Below are 24,364 nucleotides of genomic sequence, written 5' to 3'. Positions count from 1 at the left end.
GCTTCTACACGTCCGCCCCTGGCGCGTCAGCCGCGGACGGGACGCGGGGACCGCCGCATTCCCGCGGGGCGGCGCGGTCCCCGGTCGAGGCAAGTCCCGTGCCGCCGACGGCGGAACTTTGCCGGGTTTGAGCCTTTTCAGGGCTGATCCGGGACGCGGCGCATCGCCGATGCGGCGGAGGGCGCGATGAAGATCTTCCAGTGCGAAGCCTGCGAGCAGCCCTTCCACTTCGAGACCAAGCGCTGCGCCAGCTGCGGGCGCCGGGCGGGCTACGACCCGCAGGCCGAGACCGTCGTGACGGTGAGCGGGGCCGAGGGGCCGCTGCGCGGCTCCTGTCCGCCCCATCGCCGCTACCGCGCCTGCGCCAACGCGGCGCTCGGCGCCTGCAACTGGCTGATCCCGGAGGAGGCCCCCGACTCCTACTGCGTCGCCTGCCGCCACAACCGCACGGTGCCGGACCTCTCGATCGCCTGGAACCTCACCCGCTGGCGGGAGATCGAGATCGCCAAGCGGCGCCTGTTCTACACGCTCCTGCGCATGCACCTGCCGCTCACCCTGCGGCGCGACGATCCCGAGGGGCTCGCCTTCGACTTCCTGGTCGATCCGGCCGAGGCGCAGCTGGCCGGCCCGGCGGTGCTCACCGGCCACGACAACGGGCTCATCACGGTGAACCTCGCGGAGGCCGACGACGTCGAGCGCGAGCGCCGGCGCACGCAGTTCGGCGAGCCCTACCGCACGCTGCTCGGCCATTTCCGGCACGAGATCGGGCATTATTTCTGGAACGTGCTGGTCCGCCACGACCCGAGCCTGCCGGCCTTCCGGGACATCTTCGGCGACGAGCGGGCCGATTACGGCGCCGCCCTGCGGGGCTACTACGCGCACGGCGCGCCGCAGGCGTGGCAGGAGCGCTTCGTCTCGACCTACGCGGGCGCGCACCCTTGGGAGGATTTCGCCGAGACGTTCGCGCATTACCTCCACATCGTGGACACGCTCGAGACCGCGTCGAGCTTCGGCCTGCGGGTGCGGCCCAAGCTGCGCGCCGGCCTCGCGACGACGATGGACTTCGACCCGCACCACGCGCCGGATCTCGGCCGGCTGATCGAGGCGTGGCTGCCGCTCACCTTCGCGATGAACTCGCTCAACCGCAGCATGGGGCAGCCGGACCTGTACCCGTTCCGGCTCACGCCGGTGGTGATCGGCAAGCTCTCCTTCGTGCACGACCGCATCCACGCGCGGACCGATTCGCCGGGCGCGGTCGCCGGGACGCTCAAGGCGGTGATCGCGGGCCTGCGCACCCCGATCGCGCCGCCGCGCTCGGCGTAGCGCGCGCCGCCGTCCGGCCGGACGCGCGCCGGAGGGGCCCGGCGCTTCCTTGAGGGCAGCCGACGGCATGATCGGGTGATCCGAGATCCGCTTGATCGAAGCGGATCCCGGATCACGCCTTCACGAGCGGGCAATTGCCCTTGTCGAGCGGGCGGAACGCCTCCTCGGCCGGGGTGGTGCCGATGAGCTTGTAGTAATCCCAGGGCTTGCTGCTCTCGGCGGGCGTCTTCACCTCGAACAGGTAGGAGGGGCAGAGCTTGCGGCCGTCCTCGCGGATGCGCCCGGGTCCGAAGGCGTCGTCGTCCGTCGGCATCGCCTTCATGCGGTTCACCACGTCGACGCCCGAGGCCTTGGCGGCCTTCACCCCCATGTCGGCCACCGCCTTGAGGTAGTGCAGCGTCGCGGAGTAATCGGCGATCGAGGCCATGTTCGGGTAGACGCCGCTCAACCGCGGCAGGGCGCGCCTCGTCACCGCGCGGGTGCGGTCGTTGAGGTCCCAGTAGAAGCTCTCGGTCAGGATCAGGCCCTGCGCGGCCTGCAGCCCGAGCGCGTGCACGTCGGAGAGGAACATCAGCAGGGCCGCGAGCTTCGTGCCGTGTTGGGTCACGCCGAACTCCGCCGCCTGCTTGATGCAGTTGACCGTGTCGGCGCCCGCATTGGCGAAGGCGATCACCTTGGCGCCGCTCGCCTGGGCCTGGACCAGGAAGGAGGAGAAGTCGCTGGTCGACGGGAAGGGGTAGCGCACGCTGCCGAGCACCCGCCCGTTCGCCGCCTTGATGAAGGCCGTGGTGTCCCGCTCCAGCGCGTGCCCGAAGGCGTAGTCGGCGGTGACGAAGAACCACGAGTCGCCCCCCGCCCGCACCATGGCGGCGCCGGTCGACTTCGCCAGCATGTAGGTGTCGTACATCCAGGCGATCGTCACCGGCGTGCACTGCACCCCCGTGAGGTCCGACGTCGCCGCCCCGGTATTGATGTAGACCTTGTTCTTCTCGCGGGCGACCTGGTTCACCGCGAGGCCGACCGAGGAAGTCGGCACGTCGATGATCATGTCGACGCCGTCGCGGTCGTACCATTGCCGGGCGATGCTGGCCCCGACATCGGGCTTGTTCTGGTGGTCGGCGGAGATCACCTCGACCCGGAAGCCGTTCGCGGCGAACTCGTCGACCGCCATCTGGGTGCAGGCGACGCCGTAGGGCCCGCTGATGTCCCGGTAGGGGCCGGACTGATCGTTCAGGACGCCGATCCGGATCGTGTCGGCGGCCTGCGCCCGCGGCAGGCGGGGCAGCATCGGCGTCAGGCTCGCGCCGACGCTGGCGGCGAGCACGCCGCGACGCGTCATCCTCATCCGACCTTCCTCCCTTCAGACGTTGCTTTATCGTTCTGAGCAGTCGGAAGCTTATTGCAAACGCAAGACTTCGCAACGACCGGATCGGCGCCGCGCACAACGGAGCCGGCCGGCCGCGGGATTGAGGCAGTCCGCGCGCGGGCGGGCCGCGCCGGGCGCGAGGACGGGCGCTCGACCCCGCGGCGGCCCCGCGCCGGGGCGCGGGGCGGTCCGGACCGCGGCTACTGCGCGGCCGCGAGGTTCGGCGGCGGCTCGTCCCTGCCGCGCCAGCGGTTGATGCGGATCAGGACGTGGCGGATCACCACGTAGAAGACCGGCGTCAGGAACAGGCCGAACACCGTGGCGCCGAGCATGCCGAACAGCACCGCGGTGCCGAGCGCCTGGCGCATCTCGGCGCCCGGGCCGGTCGCGATGGCGAGCGGCACCACGCCGAGGATGAAGGCGAAGGCCGTCATCAGGATCGGGCGCAGGCGCAGGCGGCAGGCCTCGACCGCCGCGGCGACCGGGCCGCGATGCTCGCTCTCCTCGATCTGGTGGGCGAATTCCACGATCAGGATCGCGTTCTTGGCCGCGAGGCCGATCAGCACGATCAGGCCGATCTGGGTCAGGATGTTGTTGTCCTGCGCCCGGAGCTGCACCCCCGCGAAGGCCGCGAGCACGCCCGTGGGCACCACCAGCAGGATCGCGAGCGGCAGCGCCCAGGATTCGTACTGGGCGGCCAGCACCAGGAAGACCAGGAGCACGCCGAGCGCGAAGACGTAGAGCGCCGTGTTGCCCACCGCCTTCTGCTGGAAGGCGATCTCGGTCCACTCGAAGCTCATCCCCTCCGGCAGGGTCTTCCTGGCCAGGGCCTCCATGGCGCCGAGCGCCTGGCCGGTCGACACGCCGGGCCGCGTGTCGCCCTGGACCGGGATCGCGTAGAACAGGTTGTAGCGCTGCACGATCTGCGGCCCGGCGATGTCGCGGATGCCCGCGAGCGACCCCATCGGCACCAGCGCGCCCGTCGAGGAGCGCACCTTCAGCCGCGCGATGTCGTCCTTCTCCAGACGGAACTTGGCGTCGGCCTGGGCCCGGACCTGGTAGATGCGCCCGAACGTGTTGAAGTCGTTGACGTAGGCGCCGCCGAGATTGACCTGCAGGGTCGAGAACACGTTGGCGAGCGGCACGTTCAGCATGCGCGCCTTGGTGCGGTCGATGTCGAGGTAGATCTGCGGCGTGTCGTTCCCGAAGGTGGTGAAGACGCGGGTCAGGTTGGGGTCCTGGTTGGCGGCCGCGATCAGGTCGCCCGAGGCGGCGAGCAGGCTCGCGATGTCGGAGCCGGAGCGGTTCTGCACCTGCATCTTGTAGCCGCCCGCGTTGCCGAGGCCGCGCACGGGCGGCGGCGGGATGGCGATGATGCGCGCCTCGGTGATCGAGGCGGTCTTGCCGAAGACGTCGCCCACGATGGCGGCGGCGGTGCGCCCGCGCGCCTGCCGCTCCTTGAACGGCTTGAGCGTCAGGAACATCACCGCGCCGTTGGTGGTGTTGGTGAAGGTCGAGCCGTCGAAGCCCGAGATCACCACCGCGTTGGCGACGCCGTCGATGGTAAGCGCGCGGGTGGCCGCCTCCTTCACCACCGCGGTCGTGCGCTCCAGCGCCGAGCCCGGCGGCAGCTGCACCACCACGATCAGGTAGCCCTGGTCCTGGAGTGGGATGAAGCCCGTGGGGGTGGTGCGGGCGAGGTGGAGGGTGCCGGCGATCACCCCGCCGTAGAGGGCGAGCATCACGAGCAGCGGCACGGTGCGGCCGGTGAGGAAGCGGATCGTCGCCGCGTAGCCGTTCGCGGTCGCGTCGAAGGCCCGGTTGAAGGTGTTGGCCGCGAAGCTGCCGAGCCGCGCCAGGACGAAGCGCGACCGGCCGTGGGCGTGGTGGGGCTGCAGCAGCAGCTTGCACAGCGCGGGCGACAGCGTCAGCGAGTTGAACATCGAGATGATGGTCGAGGCCGCGATCGTCAGCGCGAACTGCCGGTAGAACTGGCCGGAGATGCCCGGGATGAAGGCGGTGGGGATGAACACCGCCGAGAGCACCAGGGCGATGGCGACGACGGCGCCGCCGACCTCGTCCATGGTCTTGTGGGCGGCCTCGCCGGGGGAGAGTCCGTCCGAGATGTTGCGCTCGACGTTCTCCACCACCACGATCGCGTCGTCGACCACGATGCCGATGGCGAGCACCAGCCCGAACAGGGTCAGGTTGTTGAGCGAGAAGCCGAGCGCCGCCATCACCGCGAAGGTCCCGACGAGGGAGACCGGGATCGCGATGATCGGCACCAGCGCGGTGCGCCAGCTCTGCAGGAAGACCAGGATCACCACCACGACGAGGACCACCGCCTCGCCGAGCGTCTTGTAGACCTCGTGCACCGACTCGGCGATGAACTCGGTCGGATTGTAGGCGATGCGGTACTCGAGCCCGGGCGGGAAGTCCTTGGCCAGCTCCTTCATCAGGCTCTGCACGGTCTCGGCCGCTTCGAGCGCGTTGGTGCCGGGGCGCTGGAAGACGCCGACGCCGATCGCCGGCTGGCCGTTCAGGAAGGACTGGGTGACGTAGTCCTTCTGGCCCATCTCGACGCGGGCGATGTCGGAGATGCGCACGAGCCGCCCCTCCGAGGCCTTCACGATCACCTTGCGGAACTCGTTCGGGTCCTGGAAGCGGCCCTGCGTCTGCACCACGAGCTGGAAGGCTTGGCTCGTCGGCGAGGGCGGGGCGCCGAGGGCGCCCGAGGCGACCTGGACGTTCTGCTCCTGCAGGGCGCCGATCACGTCGGTGGTCGAGAGCTGGTAGGCCGCGAGCTTGTCCGGGTCGAGCCACAACCGCAGGGCGTACTCGCTGCCGCCGAACACCGTGATGTCGCCGACGCCGTTCAGGCGCAGCAGCTGGTCGCGGATGCGCAGGTAGATGTAGTTGGCGATGTAGTTCTGGTCGTAGGTGTTGTCGGGCGACAGCAGGTGAACGACCATCATCAGGTCGGGCGAGGACTTGCGGACCGTGACGCCGAGGTTGCGCACGTCCGGCGGCAGCCGCGGCGTCGCCACCGAGAGCCGGTTCTGGACCAGCACGTTGGCGATGTCGAGGTTGGTGCCGAGCGCGAACGTGATGGTCAACTGCATGTTGCCGTCGTTCGTCGACAGCGACGACATGTAGAGCATGTTGTCGACGCCGTTGATCTCCTGCTCGATCGGCGTCGCGATGGTGGCCGCCACGGTCTCGGCATTGGCGCCCGGGTAGGAGGCGCGCACCACCACGGTGGGCGGCACGATCTCGGGATATTGCGAGACCGGCAGCGAGATGTACGAGACGTAGCCGATGATCAGGATGACGATCGACGTCACCGAGGCGAAGATCGGCCGGTCGACGAAGAAGTGGGCAAACCGCATCGGAGACCTCCGGCCCGGCTCCGCCCGCGGGCGGCCGGCCGCTCTGTCGTGGCCTTGGGGGCGCGGCACCCCTCCGGGAGGGGCGCCCCGCTCGGAGGGGGCGGCGGCGCCCCCGCGTGTCGGGGCGCCGCGCGCCCCGGGTGTCGGGACGCCCGGTCAGGTCCGGGTCGGGGGCAGGTCCTTGCGGTCCGGCGTCACCTTGGCGCCCGGCCGGACCCGGGTGAGCCCGCTGATCACGATGGTCTCGTCGCCCTTCAGCCCGTCGCGGACGATCCGGTAGCCGTCGATCTTCGGCCCGAGGCGCACGTTGCGGGAGGAGACGGTGTTGTCGTCCGCGACCACGTAGACGATGCGCTTGTCCTGGTTGGCCGCCACCGCCTCGTCGGGGATCAGCACGCCCTTGTAGGGCTGCGAGGCCGGCATGCTCACCACCCCGAACAGGCCCGGCTTGATGAAGTTGTCCGGATTCTCGACCGTGGCGCGCAGCAGCACGGTGCCGGTCGATTCGTCGACGCGGTTGTCGACGAAGTTGAGCTGGCCCTTGCGGCTCGGCTTGTCCTCGCCGGTGAGCGCCACCAGGATCGGCACCGTGTGCTCCTTCTGGGTCGCGCCCATGCCGATCCGGAGGGTGCCCTGGTAGGTCAGGAAGGAGCGCTCGTCGACCGTGAACGAGAAGTAGATCGGGTCGAGCGACACGATCGTGGTCAGCATCGTCTGGTCGGTGATGACGATGTTGCCCTCGGTCACGTTGCGCTGGGAGATGCGCCCGGTGATCGGCGAGCGCACCTCGGTGAAGTCGTAGTTGAGCTGGGCCTGCCGCAGGGCCGCGGTGGCGTTGTCGACGTCGGCCTGCGCGGTGAGCGAGGCCTGCCGGCGCTGGTCGGTGACCTGCTCGGAGATGTTGCCCGAGCGGCTGAGCGTCTGGGCGCGCTCGAGGTCGGTCTGGGCGAAGGTGAGGCGGGCCTGCGCCGAGGCGAGGGAGGCCTGGGCCTGGTCGAGGGCCGCCTTGTAGGGGCGCCGGTCGATGGTGAAGAGCAGGTCGCCCTTCTTCACCACGGCGCCGTCCTGGAAGTGGATCTTCTCCAGGTAGCCGGTCACCCGGGCGCGCACCTCGACGTAGTCGACCGCGTTGAAGCGGCCGGTGTAGTCGTCGCGCTCGACCACCTCCTTCACCACGGGCTTGGCGACGACCACGGTCGGCGGGGCGCCGCCCGGGGCCTGCCCGAGCGCCCGCCCCCCCGCCGCCAGGACGAGCGCCGAGACCATCGCTGCCAGCCAGCGCCTGCGCATACTCACTCTCCCGTGTCTCGCTGCCACACGCGGCCGCCTGCCTTGAGGGAATCCGGCCAGGGGCCGGGGGGCGCGCCGGCCGCAGCGGGACCCGCGCCGGCGGGCGGCGCGCGGCCCTCCCGCGGGCCTCTCTGCCGATCCGAGCGCCGGGCCGCGGGGCGGCCCGGCGGATTGCCGTCCTACTCGACCGCCTCGCCGGCGCCGAGCCAATCCTTGAACCCGCCCGCGTAATGCTCGGTGAGCGCGACGCCCTGGCTCTGCGCGTAGGCGAGCGCCCGCGCGGAGCGCACGCCCGCCGCGCAGGAGAGCACCGGCCGCCGGCCGTCACCGGCGATCAGCGCCTGCAGCGCGCCGAGGTCGAAGGTCGAGAGCGGATGCGACACCGAGCCCGGTATGTGCCCCCGCGCGAACTCGTCCGCCTCCCGCACGTCGATGAGGAGGACCGAACCCTCGGCCAAGCCGCGCTTCACCGCCTCGCGATCCCAATCCACGATCGTCATGTCGCCCACCCGAGTGCGGGCCCGGGCCCGCGGCCCGTTCCGCATGCTGGAGATCTGTCCGATCCACCGGTTCGGACAATGCTCCAGGTTAATCAATCTGCCCAAGATGTGCGACGCGCCGGTGCCCGCCCCGTCACCGATCGCCGCCATGGGCGAAGCCCGCCGGTGGGCGGGCTGCCGCTGACGATTGGGATTAATCATCACTGCTTAGGCTGGCAAGCGCTGCGACGTGCGGCATCGCACAGACCCTGGCCTCGGCCGGCCGGCCCGTCTATGGGCGCCCGGTCCTCTCTCGACTGGTCCTTCATGACAGATCGTGCCGTCGTCCTCGACCTGACCCGCCTCGTCACGCGCCTCGCCCAGGCGCATCCGACCGGCATCGACCGCGTCGATCTGGCCTATGCGCGCCACGCGCTCGGCCAGCCGGGACCGCGCTTCGGCCTCGTCTCGACGCCGCTCGGGCCGCGGCTCCTCCCGCGGCCGGAGGCGCAGGCCGTCGTGGAGGCCGCCGTCGCGGGCTGGGCGGAGGACGCCGCCGCCGAGGCCGACCCCGCCTACCGGGCGCTCGCGGCGCGCCTCGGCCAGGGCGTGCCGGCCGCGGCGGGCGGCGCCCCGGCGCCCCGGCGGCGGCGGGTTCAGGCGGCGATCCGGCTGCGGCTCGCCCGGATGCCCGGCATCGCCGGGCTGCCGCGGGGCGCGCTCTACCTCCACACCTCGCATCTGCGCCTCGACAGGCCGGCCCGGTTCGACTGGCTCTACGACCGCCCCGACGTGCGCCCGGTCTTCTTCGTGCACGACATCATCCCGATCGAGTACCCGGAATACGGCCGCGACGGCGAGGCGGCGCGCCACGCCCGCCGGATGCGCACGGTCTCGCGCCACGCCGCCGCGATCGTGGTGAACTCGGCCGACGTGGGCGCGCGGGTCGCGGCCTACCTCGCGGGCGCGGGCCTGCGGGTGCCCCCCGTCACGGTGGGCCCCCTCGGCGTCGAGCCCGCCTTCGCGGCCCGGGCCGGGGAGGCGCTCGCGCCCGACCGCCCGACCTTCCTCGCCTGCGGGACGATCGAGCCGCGCAAGAACCATTCCGGGCTCCTCACCCTGTGGCGGGAGCTCGACGCCCGGCTCGGCCCCGCGACGCCCCGGCTGGTGATCGCCGGGCGCCGGGGCTGGGAGAGCGAGAACCTGATCGACCTCCTCGACCGCTGCCCGGCGGTGCGGCGGCACGTCGTCGAGGTGGCGGGCCTGTCCACGGCGGGGCTGGTGCGGCTGATGCGGGGCGCCACCGCGCTGCTCATGCCCTCCTTCGCGGAGGGCTACGGCCTGCCGGTGGTGGAGGCCGCCGCCGCCGGCCTGCCGGTCGTGGCCTCGGACATCCCGGTCCACCGGGAGGTGGCGGGATCCTTCGCGGCCCTCCTCCACCCCCTCGACGGCCTCGGCTGGATGCGGATGGTCGAGGATCTGGCGGCGCCCGGCTCGCGGACGCGCCGGGACCTCGCGGCGCGGCTCGCCGGCTTCGCGCCGCCGAGCTGGGCGGACCATTTCGCGCGGGTGGATCCGATGCTCGACGCGCTCGGCTGAGCGCGCCCCGGGGCCCGGTCTCGCGGCCCCGGGGCCGCCGGGGGCTCGCGGCGGATCACGCCCTGGCGTCCCGGCGGCGGGGAGCTAAACTGGGCGGTTCCCAATCCGGACCGGAGCCATGACCGAGACCTCCTACCCGCGCGACCTGATCGGCTACGGCCGCACCCCGCCGCAGGCCGAGTGGCCGAACGGTGCCCGCCTCGCGGTGCAGTTCGTCATCAACTACGAGGAGGGCGGCGAGAACTGCCTGCTGCACGGGGACCGGGCCTCCGAGGCCTTCCTGTCCGAGATCGTCGGCGCCGTGCCCTGGCTGGGCCAGCGGCACATGACCATGGAATCGATCTACGAGTACGGCGCCCGGGCGGGCTTCTGGCGCCTGTGGCGGCTGTTCACCGCGCGCGGCCTCCCGGTGACCGTGTACGGAGTCGCGACCGCGCTGGCACGCAACCCGGAGGCGGTCGCGGCGATGCGCGAGGCCGGCTGGGAGATCGCCTCGCACGGCCTCAAGTGGATCGACTACAAGGACTTCTCCGCCGAGGAGGAGCGCGCCCATATCGGCGAGGCGATCCGCATCCACGCGGAGGTGACCGGCGCCCGGCCGCTCGGCTTCTACCAGGGCCGCACCTCGGAGCACACCCTGCGCCTCGTGCAGGAGGAGGGCGGCTTCCTCTACGGCGCCGATTCCTACGCGGACGACCTGCCCTACTGGGTGTCCGGCCCGCGCGGGCCCTTCCTGATCGTGCCCTACACCCTCGACGCCAACGACATGCGCTTCGCCACGCCGCAGGGCTTCAACAGCGGCGACCAGTTCTTCACCTACCTGAAGGACACGTTCGACCTGCTCTACGCCGAGGGCGAGCGCGCGCCGAAGATGATGTCGGTCGGGCTCCATTGCCGGCTGGTCGGGCGGCCGGGCCGGGCGGCGGCCCTGGCGCGCTTCCTCGACTACGTGGCGGGCCACGCGGACGTCTGGGTGGCGACGCGGCTCGACATCGCCCGGCACTGGATCCGCCGGCACGCGCCGGGCGACCTGGCGCCCAGCACGATGAGCCCGGCCCTGTTCCTGGAGCATTTCGGCGACCTCTTCGAGCATTCCCCCTGGGTGGCCGAGCGCACCCTCGCGGGCGGGATCGGCCCCGAGCAGGACAGCGCCGAGGGGCTGCACGCCGCGATGGTCGCGGCGATGCGCGCCGCCGATCCCGAGCGGCTCACCGCCCTGATCCGGAGCCACCCGGATCTCGGCGAGCGGGTCGCGGCGCTCACGCCGGATTCCGCCTCCGAGCAGGCGAGCGCCGGGCTCGACGCCCTCTCGGAGGCGGATCGCGGCCGCTTCCTCGACCTCAACGCCCGCTACCGCGACCGCTTCGGCTTCCCCTTCGTGATGGCGGTGCGGGACCGCCGGCCCGAGGAGATCCTCGCCGCCCTGGAGGAGCGCCTCGGCCACGACCCGGAGACCGAGCGCGAGGCGGCGCTCGCCGAGATCGAGGCGATCACGCGGCTGCGCCTGCGCCAGCGCCTGCCCGCCCGGCCCGACCCCTCGGCGGCGACGGCCTGAGGCGGCCGCCGCGGCGGCCCGTCGCGGGCGCTGAGCGGCCCCTCGGGCGGCTCGCGCCGCCCCGGACCTCCTGCGCCGAAGGGGGCGCCGGCTCGGGGCGGCCGCGATGCGGGCCGGCGGGCCGAGCGAAGCCCCCGCGCCGGCCGGGTCAGTGGCCCTCGGGCGGATCGCCCGGCGCGGCGCGGGCCCGGCGCGGCGCGATCCCGTAGCGCCGCCGGAAGGTGCGGTTGAAGTAGGAGAGGTCGCCGAACCCGACCTCGAAGGCGATCGCGCTGATCGGCTGGCGCCGCCGCGCGGGCGAGCGCAGGAGGCGCAACGCCCGGTCGAGCCGGCGCTCCAGCACGAAGTCCGAGAAGGTCCGGCCCTCCGCCTCGAACAGCTTCTGGAGCGAGCGCAGGCTGATCCCGTGCTGCTGCGCGACGCGCCGCGCCGTGATCGTGCGGTCGTCGAGGCGCAGCTCGATCTCGGCCTTGATCGCCCCGATCCGGGCCGCCGCGCGGTCGAGGGGCGCGGGGACGGGGCCCGGCGCCGGGTCGGCGCACAGGATCACGACGAGGCCCGCCATGTGCCCGAGGGCGTGCTCGCGCAGCGCGCCCGTCGCCACCGGCAGCAGCCCCCGCATCAGGGCCGCGCCGTAATGGTGCAGCAGGGCCAAGGCCGCGCTGTCCCGAGGGAAGACCCGGAGGGAGGCGGCCACCTCCGCCATGGCGGGCGTGACGGCGCGCGCGGGCAGCGCGAGCGCGTCGAGGCGCCCCGCATCCGCGACGCGCAGGCTCGCCGGCCCCGCAAGCAGGATCGCCTCGCCGTCCTCGACGAGGACGTGGGTCCCCCCCACCCGCGCCCGGACGGCGCCGCCGTGCGGGCGCAGCAGCACGGCGCCGCCCGGCAGGACGGGGCTCGCCACCGGGAGGTCGGTCTCGGGCGTCGGGCGGAAGCAGGACATCAGCCCGATATCCGGCTCCAGGCGCAGCAAAGCCGCGGCCCCGAACGGGAGCTCCGGGGGCGGCGCGCGGCGGACGGGGGCGGTCCGGCCCGCGGCGCGGGGCGGCGCGAAGCCGCCGCCCGGCGGCGCGCCCTCGGCGAGGATCCACACCGGCGCGAGGCCGCCCGGCGGCGCCCCCGGATCCGGGTTTCGCGTGAGTCCGTCTTCCACTGCGCTCCCGTCCTAGACAGCTGTCGTCGCCCAATCCTACTAGCCAGAGAACATTACGAAAGAACACGGCCGCCGAAAATCGGCCGGAATGCAGCAAGATTACATTGTAACGATTAAAAACTGGCACCGAACATTGGGTCAGCTCCGAATGCTCCGCGAGGGCAGGGGCTCGGGACCCCGGATGTGCGGGGGAGCTTTGGAGGCATGCGAGGAACGATGCGGACCATCCTGATCTCGACGACGGCCCTGATCGCCGCGACGGCGCAGGCCGCCGCGCAGGGCGCCCCCGACGGCACCGTCGCCCTCGACGCGATCACGGTGACGGCGGCGCGGGCCGAGCGCTCGGTGTCGGAGATCCCGCAGACGGTGCAGGTCGTGGGCCGGCCCGCGATCGAGGAGCAGCTCAAGCAGAGCCCGAGCGCCTCCGCGGCCCTGGCGCGGCTGCTGCCGGGCTTCTCGGCGTCGAACCAGACGGTGTCGGGCGCCTCCGAGACCTATCGCGGCCGCGACCTCCTCGTGCTGGTGGACGGGGTCCCGCTCAACACGCCGCTGCGCGACGTCTCGCGCATCCTCTCGCTCATCGACCTCAACGCGGTCGAGCGGATCGAACTGGTGGCGGGCGCCTCCAGCCTCTACGGGGCCGGCGCCACGGGCGGCACCGTGAACTTCATCACCAGGAAGGCGGAGCCGGGGCCGCCGCGGGTCACGATCAACGCGGCGACGCGCGCCTTCACGCACGACGTCGGCGCCTCCGTCGTGCCGGAGCTCTCGGCCACGGTCTCGGGGCGCGAGCCGAGCGGCTTCGACTACGTCTTCACGGGCACCGGCCGGATGAGCCGGCGGACCTACGACGGGGCCGGCCGCGAAATGCCCTCCGACGCCATGCTGGGCCAGGGCGGCGGCGACCGCTTCGGCAGCGGGACCATCTTGGCCAAGCTCGGCTACGACATCGACGCCTCGCGGCGCGTCGAGATGTCGTTCAACTGGTTCACCTTCGACCAGACGCCCCGCTACCTGACCGACTATTCCCCGCCCTTCGCCCGCCCGCTCTTCGGCAAGCCCTACACCGGCCTGAGCGTGCTGGAGGACACCAAGTCGCTGCAGCTGCGCTACCTCGACCGCGACTTCGCCCTCGGCTCGCTCAGCATCCTCGGGTTCTACAACGACATCCAGAAGCGCTTCAATTTCAACACGTTCTCGTTTCCCTACAACGCGCAGGTCTATTATTCCTTCAATCCGAACGACCCGACGAGCCGCAACAACCAATCGACGCTGTTCTCCAACCGCGGCGGCGTGAACGCGACCGTCGACACGCCCCTCGACTGGCTCTGGCCGGGCGCGCGCCTGACCTGGGGCAGCGACGTGATCGTCGAGAAGACCCGGCAGACGCTCACGAGCGGCGAGGACGTGTTAACGCCCCTCCAGCAGGTGACCGCGGCGGGCTTCGCGCAGCTCCAGATCCCGGTCACCGACCGCCTGACCGTGCGCGGGGGCATGCGCTACGAGGCCTTCATGCTCGACGTGCAGGACTTCACGCGGCCGGCCGCCTTCGTGGCGCTCGCGGCGCGCAACGCGCTCGGCTACCAGGGCTACGTGCTGCCGGCCCTCGCGGTGACGGACAGCCACTTCGACTATGCGGCGCCGACCTTCAACGTCGGGGCGACCTACCGGGTCACCGACTTCGCGGAGGTCTATGCCGGCTTCTCCCAGGGCTTCGCCCTGCCGGACGTCGGCGCCTATACCCGGCGCGCGGGCCTCTCCACCGCCTTCGCCTGCCCGGTGGCGAACCCGACCTGCCTGCCCGCCGCGCGCCGGACGATCGGCTTCCAGCAGATCGCCCCGGAGGCGCAGATCGTGAACAACTACGAGCTCGGCCTGCGCGGCGGCGAGGGTCCGTGGCGCGCGAGCCTCGCGGGCTTCATCAGCACCTCGCGGGAGGGCGTGACCTTCGACCCGGTCAGCAACACGATCTCGCAGCAGCGCGAATTCATCTACGGCACGGAGGCGACCGCCGACTACGCCCTCACCGAGCGGGCGCGCGTGGGCGTGATCGGCACCTACCGGGAGGGCCGCTTCGACAGCAACAAGGACGGCCGCCTCGACAGCTGGCTGCCCAACAACCGCATCGCCACGCCCTACCGGGGAACGGTCTGGCTGAGCTACCTGTTCGACGGCGGGGTCTCCCTGCGCCTGGAGGGCGAGGGCTATTCGGGGCGCGACGCGCGCATCGACCTCGCGGGGACGCGCTACCGGATCAGGCCGGCGCCACCATGAACGCGGCGCTCTCGGTGCCGGTCGCGGGGGGCGAGGCCTATCTCGCGGTCAACAACCTGCTCGACGCGGTCGTCCAGAACCCGTCCGCCACCTCGGTGCGCAACCTGCCGGTCTATTCCCTCGGCCGCACCGTCACGGCCGGCTACCGGGTGACCTTCTGACCATGGTGAGCCTGGAGGACGAGGGCGCGCTGCGCGTGCTGCGCTTCGTGCCGCCCCACGGCGAGCGCGACGAGGGCGACTACCTCGCCGCCCTCGCGGCGATCGCGGAGACGGGGCGCCCCTTCGCGCTCCTCGCCGTGTTCGGCGGCGAGGGCCGGCTGTCGCAGGCCGGGGAGCGCGCGCAGGCGCTGTGGTTCAAGGGCAGCCGCGCCCGCATCGAGCGGGATTGCTGGGCGATCGCCCTGGTCCGGCCGGGCGCGACGCCCCGGATGGCCGAGACCTTCCGGAAGCTCTGGTCGATGCCGCTCGCCGTCACGCAGGACGAGGCGGGCGCCCGCCGCTTCCTCGCCGCGCAGGCCCCCGGCCGCTCCGCGGGCAGGGGGGAGACCGAATGACCGCGACCGCCGGACCGCGCCCGTCCTCCCCGCCCGCCCTCGCGGCCGGGCCCGCGCCCGGCCGCGCGCGGCTCTTCGCGGTGCTCGCCGGGCTCTACGTCGCGCAGGCGATCCCCTCCTACCTGATCGCGGCGGCGCTGCCGCCGATCATGCGCGAGGCGGGGGTCTCGCGCGCCGCGATCGGCTCTCTCAGCCTCCTGTTCCTCCCTCTCGTGCTGAAGTTCCTGTGGGCCCCGGTGGTCGACCGCGTCCGCCCCTTCGCGCGCGCCCACCGGGCGGGCTGGGTGATCGTCACCCAGCTCGGCGTCATCGCCTGCCTGCTCGCGCTGGTGCCGTTCGGGCCGACGCAGGTCGGCCCGATCATGGCGGTCGGCTTCCTCGCCTCGCTCCTGATCTCCACGCAGGACATCGCCACGGACGGCTACGCCGTGAAGCAGCTGCGCGCCGAGGATCGGCCCGTCGGCAACGCCATCCAGGGCGGCTCCGTCGCCCTCGGGGTGGTGGTCGGCGGGACGCTCGGGCTCGTCCTCTACCACCGCGTCGGCTGGACCTGGATGCTGCTGACCCTCGCGGCCGCCTCGACCCTGCCGCTCGCCGCGGCCCTCGCCATGCGGGAGGGCGATCCCGCCCCCGAGGCCGGCGCGAGGCGGCCCTCGGTGCGCGCCTTCCTGCGCCGCCGCGAGGTGCGCAGCATCCTCTGGGTCGCGCTCACCTACCGGGTGAGCGAGGGCCTCGTGAAGGCGATGGAGGGGCCCTACCTCGTCGATGCCGGAGTGCCCCTCGACCGGATCGGCTACCTCTCGGGCGTCGCGGCGACGACCGCCGGGCTCGCCGGCTCGGTGGTGGCGGCCGTGCTGGTCCGGCGCCTCGGCACGGCGGCCACCCTCGGCCTGCTCGGCCTCCTGCGCACCCTCTGCTTCGGCCTGTTCGCCGCCCACGCGCTCGGCCTGGTCGCCGGCCACGGGCCGCTCTTCGGGGCGGCGGGGTTCCAGACCCTGATCCGCTACATGGAGATCGTCGCCCTCTACAGCCTGTTCATGGCGGCCGCCTCCGCGGGGCAGCCGGGCACGGATTTCACGGTCCTCGCCTGCGCCCAGCTCGTCGTCTACCTCGCCGGGTCCCTCGTCTCGGGCAAGCTCGCCGACCTCTTCGGCTACGGCGCGCTGTTCGGCCTCGCGGCCCTGCTCTCGGGCGCCGCCACCGCGGCGACGGTCGGCCTGCTGCGGCGCGCCGGCCGGGAGGCGGCGGGGTGAGCGGGCGCGCGCTCCTCCGGCGGCCGCGGCCCCGCGGGGGCGTCCGTCCCGGCGCCGGTGGGCTCCTCGCTCAGCCCGAGGCAGAGCGCGAGGGCGGCGAGGGCCACCGCCGCGCAGGACCAGAAGGGCGCGGCGGGCGCCAGCGCCAGCGCCGCGCCGCCCGCCAGCGCGCCCGCCCCCTGTCCCGCCACGTGGGCGCTCGCGAGCCAGCCGGCGGCGCGCGCCTGCGCGGCCCCGGCGGTGCGGGCGGCGATCCAGGCGGCGTAGTGGGGCGTCGCGAGCGCCGTGCCGGCACCGGCGAGCGCCCCGCCGACGACCAGGAGGCCGGGCCACGGGCTCGCCGCCATGACGGCGGCCCCGCCCGCCAGGGCGGCGAGGCCGCGGCGCAGGTTGCGCCCGAGCCCGGGGCCGAGCCGGGGCAGGAGGACGAGCTGCGTCGCGACCGCCGCGAGGGCGACGGCGGCCAGGGTCGAGCCCGCCAGCGCCGCGGCCGCCCCGGCGGAGAGGCCGAAGCGCTGCTGCACGAGCAGGCCGAGCGCGATCTGGACCTGTCCGAGCGCGAAGCTGACCGCGAAGGCGACGGCGAGGAGCGGCGCCACGCCCCGGCCGGGCCGCACCCGCCCGGCCGCGTCCGGCGCCCGGGCCGGCGCCGCCCAGTCGGGGGCGGCGAGGAGCACGAGCGGGCTCGCCAGCAGCAGCAGGACGGGCGCGGCGGGGGACGCCGCGCCCGCGAGCATCGCCAGCGACCCGGCGATCCGCCCGAGCGAGAACCCGGCCCCGAGCCGGCCGAGCATGGCGGGCCGCGCCGCCTCGGGCGTGCGCCGCACGAGCGCGGCCTGGGCGTGCGGCACCACGCCGGCGGCCCCCGCCGCGTGGACGAGCCGCGACAGGGCGAGGAGGCCGAGCGCCGCCGCGCCCTTCGTCAGGAGGGCGGCGGCGAAGAGGCCGTGGCCGAGCACCATCAGGCCGCCGAGGAGCGCGCAGAGCCGGCGCAGGCGCCACCCGGCCCCGAGGCCGCCCCACAGCGGGGCCGCGACCAGGAAGGTGAGCGCGCCCAGGAAGGCCAGCGCCCCCATGGCCGCGCCGCCGAGCCCGGTCCGCTCGCTCGCCACCGGTACCAGGGCGAGCAGCGCCGATTGCCCGAAGCCGACGCCGGAGACCGCCAGGGCCAGCCGCCACGCCGCGCCGCGCTCCGTCGGATCCTCCATCGCACGCCTCCGCCCGCTCGCGCCGCGCATCCCATAATCAGACGCAACGTAAACATCAAGTCGTAATAATTCTATCTAGAACAATCACAAAGTATTTTTTTGCTCGACACGCGGCTAGTTTCAGCTAGATGGGCGGCATTGCGCAGCGATACGGGGTGCTTTCCGATGGATGAACTCGGACCGCGGTCCGGCGGCGAGGCGTGCCGGGTCGCGACGCGGTGCTTCCTGAACAGCCTGATGCGGGAATGGTCCGGCTGGTCGCTGCACGGCGATGGCGAGGGCGCGCCGGTCGTGGTGCGCGTCCCGCTGCCGGCGCGCGGGACGCATGTCGAGGTGGAGGTGGCGCACCTGTCGCGGGTCGGGCAGCACGCCTTCCGGCTGCCGCTCCGCGAGCACCGACCGGGCCTGCCGCCGCGCGCGCTGGGCCTGCCCGAATTCGCCGCCATGGTGACGGGCGAGCCGGCGATCGTCGGAGGGGCGCATCGCACCAGGGCGGTGACCTTCCTGCGGCGGGTGCTCCACAGCCTCGAGGAGACGGCCGACCTCCTGGCGGACCCGGCCGCCCCCGGGGGCGCCTTCCGGGAGCGCGACCCCGCCTTCCTGGAGGGCGAGCAGGCGCTGCGCTTCGGCCACTCGGTCCACCCGACGCCGCGCAGCCGGGACGAGTTCACCCGCGCGGATGCGCGCCGCTACGCGCCCGAATACGGCCGGGGCTTCTCCCTGCGCTGGTGGTCGGCCGCGCCCTGGTGCGTGGCGCAGGGCGCCTCCCGCGCCCGGAAAGCCGCCGCGCTGGTCCGGGATCTCGCCGAGGAGGATCCCGTCTTTCCGACCCGGATCCTGGAGGAGGCGGAGGGGCGGGTGCTGCTGCCGATGCATCCCTGGCAGGCGGCGCGCCTCGCCCTCGATCCGGAGGTCGGGGCGCTGATGCGGGCCGGGCTCGTCGTCGACCACGGCGAGGCCGGCGCTTCCTGGTTCGCGACCTCGTCCCTGCGCAGCCTCTACGCCCCGGGCGCGGCCTTCATGCTGAAGGTCTCGCTGTCCCTGCGCCTCACCAACTCGGCCCGGGTGATCCGGCCGGCCGAGGGGGAGCGCGGCCTCGTGGTGGACCGGCTGCTCGCCGGCCCGGTGGGCGAGCGCGTCGCCGCGCGCTTTCCCCGGTTCCGGGTCCTCGGCGAGCCGGCCTACCTCCTGCTGCGGCGCGAGGACGGGACGGCGCTGCCGCAGACCATGGTGGTCCTGCGCGACAACCCCTTCCGCGAGGGGGCGGGACCGGCCGCGGTCCTGGCGGCCCTGTGCGAGGTCGGGCCGGACGGGCGCGAGAGCGGGCTCTCCCTCACGATCCGCCGCGTCGCGGCCCGCGAGGGGACCGCCCCGGAGAGCGTGGCACCGCGCTGGTTCCGGCGCTTCCTCGAGGTCGCGGTCGCCCCGCTCCTGGTCCTGCAGGCGGACGAGGGCCTGCTCTTCGGCGCGCACCAGCAGAACCTCGTGCTCGGCCTGAGCGGGGGCTGGCCCGACCGGGCCTGGTTCCGCGACTGCCAGGGCACGGGCTACGTGCGCGAGGCCCTGCCGGCCCTGCGCGCGGCCGCCCCGGGGCTCGCCTTCGAGGCCGGCCACCTGTTCGGTGCGCCGGAGGCGGCCCGCATCATGGGCTATTACCTCGTCGTCAACAGCCTGTTCTCGGTCGTCGGCGCCCTCGCGCTCGCGGGGCTCGCCGCCGAGTCCGACCTGATCGGCCTCCTGCGGGACGTCCTCGCGGAGCTCGCCGCGGGGCCGCTGCGCGACCGCACCTGCCTCGACCACCTCCTCACCAGCCCGACCCTGGACAGCAAGGGAAACTTCATGATCGGCTTGCGCGACATCGACGAGAACACCGAGGTCACCGACCCGCTCGCGGAGTACGTGCCGCTCCCCAACCCGATCGCGGGGCGCTGACGTGACCGCGCAGGGAAGGATCGCGGCCGGGGCCGGGCTCGCCCTCGACGTCGCGGCCGCGACGAGCCGGCACTGGCCGGCCCGGCGGGAGGGGATGATCGCGGTCCTGTGCGAGCCGAGCGACGCGAATGCCGCGCGGCTCACGGTGCGGCGGGAGGGCGCGCCCCTCGGCGGGGCGGAGCTGCGCACGGACGGGAGCGACACGGCCCGCCTCGTCCTCGACGCCCCGCTCGGGACCCACCCGGACGACGCGGACCTCGTGGCGGTGCTCGCCGAGGCGGCCTTCCAGCGCTGCCCCGGGGCGGTGCGCCTGCGCGTCGCCGACGGCCCCGCGCTGCTCGGGCTCGCGACCGACCGCCGCGAGGGCGAGGCGCTCGTCGACCGCGCGGCCTTCCACCAGCTGCCGCTCCTCTGGGGCCGGCCCGCCGCGACGGCCTACCCGCTCCTGCGCGCGGCCCCCGGATCGGCGCAGGGGCGCCCGCTGCGGCCCCCGCGGCCGACCGGCACCTTCTACCGGCGCTGGCTGCCGCGCCTCGGGACGACGCTGTCGCTGCGGGCGATCGACCGCCGTCGCGACCTCGCCCTCTTCCACGGCTGGATGAACCAGGAGCGGGTCGCCCATTACTGGGACCTCGCCGGGAGCGAGGCCGCGCTCGATCGCTACCTCGCCGAGCAGGAGGCCGACCCGCACCTCTACGGCGTGATCGGGGCGTTCGACGACGAGCCGGTCGCCTATTTCGAGGTCTACTGGGCGAAGGAGGATCGCCTCGGGCCCCACTACGACGCGGAGGATTTCGACCGCGGCTGGCACGGCCTCGTGGGCGATCCCCGCCACCTCGGCCGGCCGCGCACGCAGGCGTGGTTCACCGCCGTCACCCACTGCCTGTTCCTCGACGAGCCGCGCACGCGCCGGATCATGGGCGAGCCCCGGGCCACCCACCGCAAGATGCTGAGCTACTGCGCCACCACGGCCTACGCGGTGCTGAAGGAGTTCGACTTCCCGCACAAGCGCGCGGCGCTGGTCTGCTGCGAGCGCGAGCGGTTCTTCCGCGAGGTGCCGCTGTGAGCGCGGGCGTGCCGCGCCCGCCGGAGGGGCAGCGCGGGCCCGGCCTCGGCCCGCTGCCGGGCGGCGCGCCGGTCGGCGCCGCGCTGTGGCTGCGCCTCAACCGCGCGGTGATCGCCAAGGCGATCAGCGAACTCGCCTTCGAGGAGGCGCTCGCGCCGGAGCCGACCGACGCGGCGGGCACGCGCTGGGCGCTGCGCCTGCCGGGCGGCGTCGCCTACCGCTTCACCGCCGCGCGCCGGATCTGGGGCAACCTCGCGATCGACCCGGAGAGCCTCCTGCGCGAGGAGGGCGGGCGGCCGGTCCCGGCCGGGGACGCGCCGGGATTCTTGGTCGACGCGCGCGAGCCGCTCGGCATCGCGCCCGACACCCTCTGCACCTACGTGCAGGAACTGTACAGCACGCTCGCGGCCGACGCGCGGATCGCCGCCGCGGGCGAGGGGGCCGACCTCCTCGCCCTGCCCGAGCGGATGGTGCAGCAAGTCCTCGACGGGCACCCGAAGGCCCCGGCGAGCAAGGGCCGGATCGGCTGGGGCTTGGCGGATTTCGAGGCCTACGCGCCGGAGTTCCGGGCGGGCGTGCGGCTCGTCTGGGCCGCCGCCGACCGCGCGGCCTGCCGCCTGACGCTGGAGCCGGGCCTCGACGAGGCGGCGCTCGTCGCCGACGCCCTCGACCCCGCCGAGCGGGCGCGCCTCGCGCAGGCCTGCCGGACGCGAGGGCTCGGGCTCGACCGGTTCCTGCTCCTGCCGATCCATCCCTGGCAGTGGGACCGGGTGATCGCGTTCCAGTTCGCGGGCGAGATCGCGGCGGGGCGCCTCGTTCCCCTGGGGGTCTTCGGCAGCCCCTTCCTGCCGCAGCAATCGCTGCGCACCCTGGCCGGCAGCGACCCGGCCGCGCGCCTCGACGTGAAGCTCGCGCTGACGGTGCTCAACACCTCGGCGTGGCGCGGCGTGCCCGGCAAGTACATGGCGATCGGCCCGGCCCTCTCGGGCTGGCTCGCCGAGCGGGCGGCGCGCGACCCGGCGCTCGCCGGCACGATCGTCCTGCGCGAGCGCGCCGGCGCCTTCTACCCGCACCCCGTCCACGAGCGGGTGGCGGACGCGCCCTATCAGCACCGGGAGATGCTCGGCGCGATCTGGCGCGACGCCGTCGCGGCGCGGCTCGGCGCGGGCGAGCAGGCGCTGATGATGGGCGCGCTGACCAAGCGGGGCGCGGACGGCCGGCCGCTCGTGAGCGCGCTCGTCGCCAGGTCCGGCCTCGGGGCGGAGGCGTGGCTGGAGCACCTGTTCGCGCGCGTCGCGGTGCCGCTCTACCACTTCCTGTGCCGCTACGGCGTCGGCTTCGTCGCGCACGGCCAGAACGTGACCCTGGTGCTGCGGGACGCGGTGCCCTGCGGGGTCGCGCTCAAGGATTTCCAGGGCGATTGCGACCTCGTCGACCAGGATTTCCCGGAGGCGGGGGACCTGCCCGAGGGCGTGCGCGAGACGCTGCTGCGCCGGCCCGCCGCGCACCTCCTGCAGCACCTCCAGACGGGGCACTTCGCGAGCGTGCTGCGCTTCGTCTCGGACGCGCTCGCCCAGCACGACGGCCTCCCGGAGATCCGGTTCTACGCGGCGCTCGCCCGGGTGCTGCGCCGCTACCAGGCGGCCCATCCCGACCTCGCCGGACGCTTCGCCCTCTTCGACCTCTTCGCGCCGACGGTGCCGCGCGTGTGCATCAACCGCGTGCGCCTCGCCCTCGGCTACGGCGCGTCGAGCCAGCGTCCCGTCCCGCGGACGGGCAGCCCCCTCCTCAACCCCCTCCACCGGGCCGAGCAGGCCGCAGCCGCAGGAGCGCGCGCACAGTGACCGGATCTCCGCTGGATCTCGCCGGCATCGGCATCGGTCCCTTCAACCTCAGTCTCGCGGCCCAGGCCGACGCGGTCGGCGACCTCGACGCGCGCTTCTTCGAGCGCGAGCCGGCCTTCGACTGGCACCCCGGCATGATGCTGCCGGGGGTGAGCCTGCAGACCTCCTTCCTGAAGGACCTCGTCACGGCGACGAACCCGACGAGCCCGTGGAGCTTCATGGCCTACCTCGTGGCGCAGAAGCGCTTCTACGAGTTCCTGAACGCCGATTTCGCCGAGGTTCCGCGCCGGGAATTCGCCCGCTACCTCGCCTGGGTGGCGGCGCGGCTGCCGTCCCTGCGCATCGGCACGGCGGTGCGCGAGGTGACCTTCGCGGAGGACAGCTTCGTGCTCGCCTGCGACGGTCCGCGGGCCGGCGGGCCCGTGCGCGCGCGCAACCTCGCGCTCGGCGTCGGCCTGCGTCCGGCGGTTCCGGACTTCGCCGCGAAGCTGCCGGAGCCGCAATGGTTCCACGCCTCGAAGGCCGCCTTCGCCCTCGACCGCACGGCCGGCCGGCGCGTCGCGGTGGTGGGCGGCGGCCAGAGCGGGGCGGAGATCGTCCTCGACCTTCTCGGGCGGGGCCGCGACGCGCCCGCGCGGGTGGACTGGATCAGCCGGCGCCCGAACTTCCTCCCCCTCGACGCGACCCCCTTCACCAACGAAGTGTTCACCCCGCACTACGTGGAGCGCTTCCGCGACCTGCCGGAGCCGCGGCGGCGGGCCATCGTGGCCCGCCAGAAGCTCGCCGGGGACGGCATCTCGGCCGAGACCCTGCGGGCGCTCTACCGCCGGCTCTACGCCCTGCGGCACCTGGAGCCGGAGGGGCCCGCGGTCGGCCTCCTGCCGCACCGCGACGTGCGCGACGCGGACGCGACCGGGGGCGTCCCGCGGCTCGTGATGCGCAACGGCTTCGACGGGGGGATCGAGGTGCTTCGCACGGAGGTGGTCATCCTCGCGACCGGCTACCGCTACGCCCTGCCCGACTGCCTCGCCCCGATCCGGCACCGGCTCGCCCTCGACGCGGACGGGCGCCCGCAGCCCTCCGCGGATTTCGCGATCCGCTGGGACGGGCCCGACCATTGCCGGATCTTCGCGCTCAATGCCGGGCTGACGAGCCACGGGATCGCCGAGCCGCAGCTGAGCCTGATGGCGTGGCGCAGCGCGGTGATCGTCAACGCGCTCGCGGGGCGCCCCTGCTTCGACCTCGCTCAAGGCCCATCGCCCGTCGCGTGGTCCGGCCCGCCCGAGCGGGCCTGGCGCGTCGACGCGTCCTGCGCGGAGGAGTGAGGCCGGTCGCGGCCGCGACGGCGCGCCATCGGCCTCGTCGCTCGCCTTCGGGCCGGGTCACCTGATAGTCTCCCGGCTCCCCAGAGGGAGGAAGGCCGTGAAGCTCTACGGCAGCAGCGTGTCGCCCTTCGTGCGCAAGGTGCTGGTCGGGCTGTTCGAGAAGGGGCTCGATTTCGAGCACGTCCCGCTCCGCTTCCACGATCCTGACACGGAGTTCCGGGCGTCGAGCCCGCTCGGCAAGATCCCGGCCCTGTGCGACGGGGATTTCCGCATCGCCGATTCCTCCGCGATCCTGCACTACCTCGACGCGGCCTATCCGGGGCCGGCGCTGCTCCCGGCGGAGCCGCGGGCGCGCGGCCGGGCGGTCTGGTTCGACAAGTTCGCCGACACGGAGCTGATGGGGCCGCTGCTGCGCCCCTTCGTGCACCGCGTGCTGCGGCCCAAGGTGCTGAAGCTGCCGGGCGACGAGGCGGTTGCCCGCCGGGCGATCGACGAGGAGCAGCCGCGGCTGTTCGGCTACCTGGAGACGCAGATCTCCGGGCCCTTCCTCGTCGGCGACGCGTTCAGCCTCGCCGACATCGCGGTCGCCACCGGCTTCGTGAACCTGCGCCTCGCCGGTGAGGAGGTGGATGCGGAGCGCTTCCCCCGCCTCGCCGGCTGGCTCGCCGGGATCCTGGAGCGGCGCGCGTTCACGGCCGCGGTCGCGGCGCGCAAGGGCTAGAGCATTTTCCGACGACGCGGATGCCGGTTCG

18 protein-coding genes are annotated in these 24,364 nt (G+C 73.7%); 12 read left to right on the top strand and 6 right to left on the bottom strand.

Translation table 11 applies throughout. The features are described from left to right. Window positions 1-186: 186 nt before the first annotated feature. The gene (locus M446_RS24415) at window positions 187-1,323 is read left to right on the top strand and encodes a putative zinc-binding metallopeptidase (protein ID WP_012334787.1); all 1,137 of its coding nucleotides are present in this window, start codon (window positions 187-189) and stop codon (window positions 1,321-1,323) included. 112 nt (window positions 1,324-1,435) lie between these two features. Here the strand turns inward: M446_RS24415 and M446_RS24410 are convergent, their stop codons facing one another. From M446_RS24410 to M446_RS24395, 4 genes are all read right to left on the bottom strand, one after another. After that, on the bottom strand, window positions 1,436-2,668 hold the full coding sequence (locus M446_RS24410) for an ABC transporter substrate-binding protein (protein WP_012334786.1): 1,233 nt from the start codon (window positions 2,666-2,668) through the stop codon (window positions 1,436-1,438). A gap of 221 nt (window positions 2,669-2,889) precedes the next feature. Next, window positions 2,890-6,078 (bottom strand): efflux RND transporter permease subunit, encoded by a 3,189-nt coding sequence (locus M446_RS24405; protein WP_012334785.1) that lies wholly within the window; start codon window positions 6,076-6,078, stop codon window positions 2,890-2,892. Between the two features lie 156 nt (window positions 6,079-6,234). Beyond that, window positions 6,235-7,368 (bottom strand): efflux RND transporter periplasmic adaptor subunit, encoded by a 1,134-nt coding sequence (locus M446_RS24400; RefSeq protein ID WP_012334784.1) that lies wholly within the window; start codon window positions 7,366-7,368, stop codon window positions 6,235-6,237. Window positions 7,369-7,547: 179 nt separating this feature from the next. Further along, window positions 7,548-7,868: a rhodanese-like domain-containing protein gene (locus M446_RS24395; protein ID WP_012334783.1), complete on the bottom strand. Its 321-nt coding sequence runs from the start codon at window positions 7,866-7,868 to the stop codon at window positions 7,548-7,550. A gap of 306 nt (window positions 7,869-8,174) precedes the next feature. Here M446_RS24395 and M446_RS24390 point away from each other — a divergent pair, with 306 nt between their 5' ends. Both M446_RS24390 and puuE read left to right on the top strand, forming a co-directional pair. After that, a complete protein-coding gene (locus M446_RS24390) occupies window positions 8,175-9,446 on the top strand; it encodes a glycosyltransferase family 4 protein (RefSeq protein WP_043701591.1) in 1,272 nt (423 codons plus the stop codon). A gap of 118 nt (window positions 9,447-9,564) precedes the next feature. Beyond that, complete coding sequence (gene puuE, locus M446_RS24385; RefSeq protein WP_012334781.1) at window positions 9,565-11,001, top strand: allantoinase PuuE; 1,437 nt, start codon at window positions 9,565-9,567, stop codon at window positions 10,999-11,001. A 148-nt stretch (window positions 11,002-11,149) separates the two neighbouring features. On the opposite strand, the gene M446_RS24380 is transcribed toward puuE, so the two are convergent. Next, window positions 11,150-12,154, bottom strand: coding sequence for a helix-turn-helix transcriptional regulator (locus M446_RS24380; RefSeq protein ID WP_012334780.1), 1,005 nt, complete (start codon window positions 12,152-12,154; stop codon window positions 11,150-11,152). Between the two features lie 204 nt (window positions 12,155-12,358). Here M446_RS24380 and M446_RS24375 point away from each other — a divergent pair, with 204 nt between their 5' ends. The 4 genes from M446_RS24375 to M446_RS24365 are packed head-to-tail and all read left to right on the top strand — an operon-like array spanning window position 12,359 to window position 16,237. Beyond that, the gene (locus M446_RS24375) at window positions 12,359-14,428 is read left to right on the top strand and encodes a TonB-dependent receptor (protein WP_265576420.1); all 2,070 of its coding nucleotides are present in this window, start codon (window positions 12,359-12,361) and stop codon (window positions 14,426-14,428) included. Next, window positions 14,425-14,589, top strand: coding sequence for a hypothetical protein (locus M446_RS39125; protein ID WP_265576419.1), 165 nt, complete (start codon window positions 14,425-14,427; stop codon window positions 14,587-14,589). Before M446_RS24375 ends, M446_RS39125 begins: the two co-directional genes overlap by 4 nt. 2 nt (window positions 14,590-14,591) lie before the next feature. Further along, window positions 14,592-14,984, top strand: coding sequence for a hypothetical protein (locus M446_RS24370; protein ID WP_012334779.1), 393 nt, complete (start codon window positions 14,592-14,594; stop codon window positions 14,982-14,984). Continuing rightward, window positions 14,981-16,237, top strand: a complete 1,257-nt coding sequence (locus tag M446_RS24365) for an MFS transporter (RefSeq protein ID WP_012334778.1) — start codon at window positions 14,981-14,983, stop codon at window positions 16,235-16,237. Before M446_RS24370 ends, M446_RS24365 begins: the two co-directional genes overlap by 4 nt. Here M446_RS24365 and M446_RS24360 read toward each other — a convergent pair. Next, the gene (locus M446_RS24360; protein WP_012334777.1) at window positions 16,138-17,445 is read right to left on the bottom strand and encodes an MFS transporter; all 1,308 of its coding nucleotides are present in this window, start codon (window positions 17,443-17,445) and stop codon (window positions 16,138-16,140) included. The two genes, M446_RS24365 and M446_RS24360, sit on opposite strands and share 100 nt — an antisense overlap. 165 nt (window positions 17,446-17,610) lie before the next feature. On the opposite strand from M446_RS24360, the gene M446_RS24355 reads away from it, so the two are divergent. From M446_RS24355 to M446_RS24335, 5 genes are all read left to right on the top strand, one after another. Continuing rightward, window positions 17,611-19,377 (top strand): IucA/IucC family protein, encoded by a 1,767-nt coding sequence (locus M446_RS24355; RefSeq protein WP_012334776.1) that lies wholly within the window; start codon window positions 17,611-17,613, stop codon window positions 19,375-19,377. 1 nt (window position 19,378) lies between these two features. Then, window positions 19,379-20,443 carry a GNAT family N-acetyltransferase gene (locus M446_RS24350; RefSeq protein WP_012334775.1) on the top strand — a complete coding sequence of 355 codons (1,065 nt, stop codon included), beginning with the start codon at window positions 19,379-19,381 and terminating at the stop codon, window positions 20,441-20,443. An 8-nt stretch (window positions 20,444-20,451) separates the two neighbouring features. After that, window positions 20,452-22,287, top strand: coding sequence for an IucA/IucC family protein (locus M446_RS24345; protein ID WP_265576418.1), 1,836 nt, complete (start codon window positions 20,452-20,454; stop codon window positions 22,285-22,287). Continuing rightward, window positions 22,284-23,612 (top strand): lysine N(6)-hydroxylase/L-ornithine N(5)-oxygenase family protein, encoded by a 1,329-nt coding sequence (locus M446_RS24340; RefSeq protein ID WP_012334773.1) that lies wholly within the window; start codon window positions 22,284-22,286, stop codon window positions 23,610-23,612. The genes M446_RS24345 and M446_RS24340 overlap by 4 nt, the downstream gene beginning before the upstream one ends. Window positions 23,613-23,709: 97 nt before the next feature. Next, window positions 23,710-24,333 (top strand): glutathione S-transferase family protein, encoded by a 624-nt coding sequence (locus tag M446_RS24335; RefSeq protein WP_012334772.1) that lies wholly within the window; start codon window positions 23,710-23,712, stop codon window positions 24,331-24,333. Window positions 24,334-24,364 lie beyond the last annotated feature (31 nt).

The sequence above is a fragment of the Methylobacterium sp. 4-46 genome (assembly GCF_000019365.1).
Lineage (GTDB): Bacteria > Pseudomonadota > Alphaproteobacteria > Rhizobiales > Beijerinckiaceae > Methylobacterium.
This window is presented reverse-complemented; position numbering and strand designations above follow the sequence as displayed.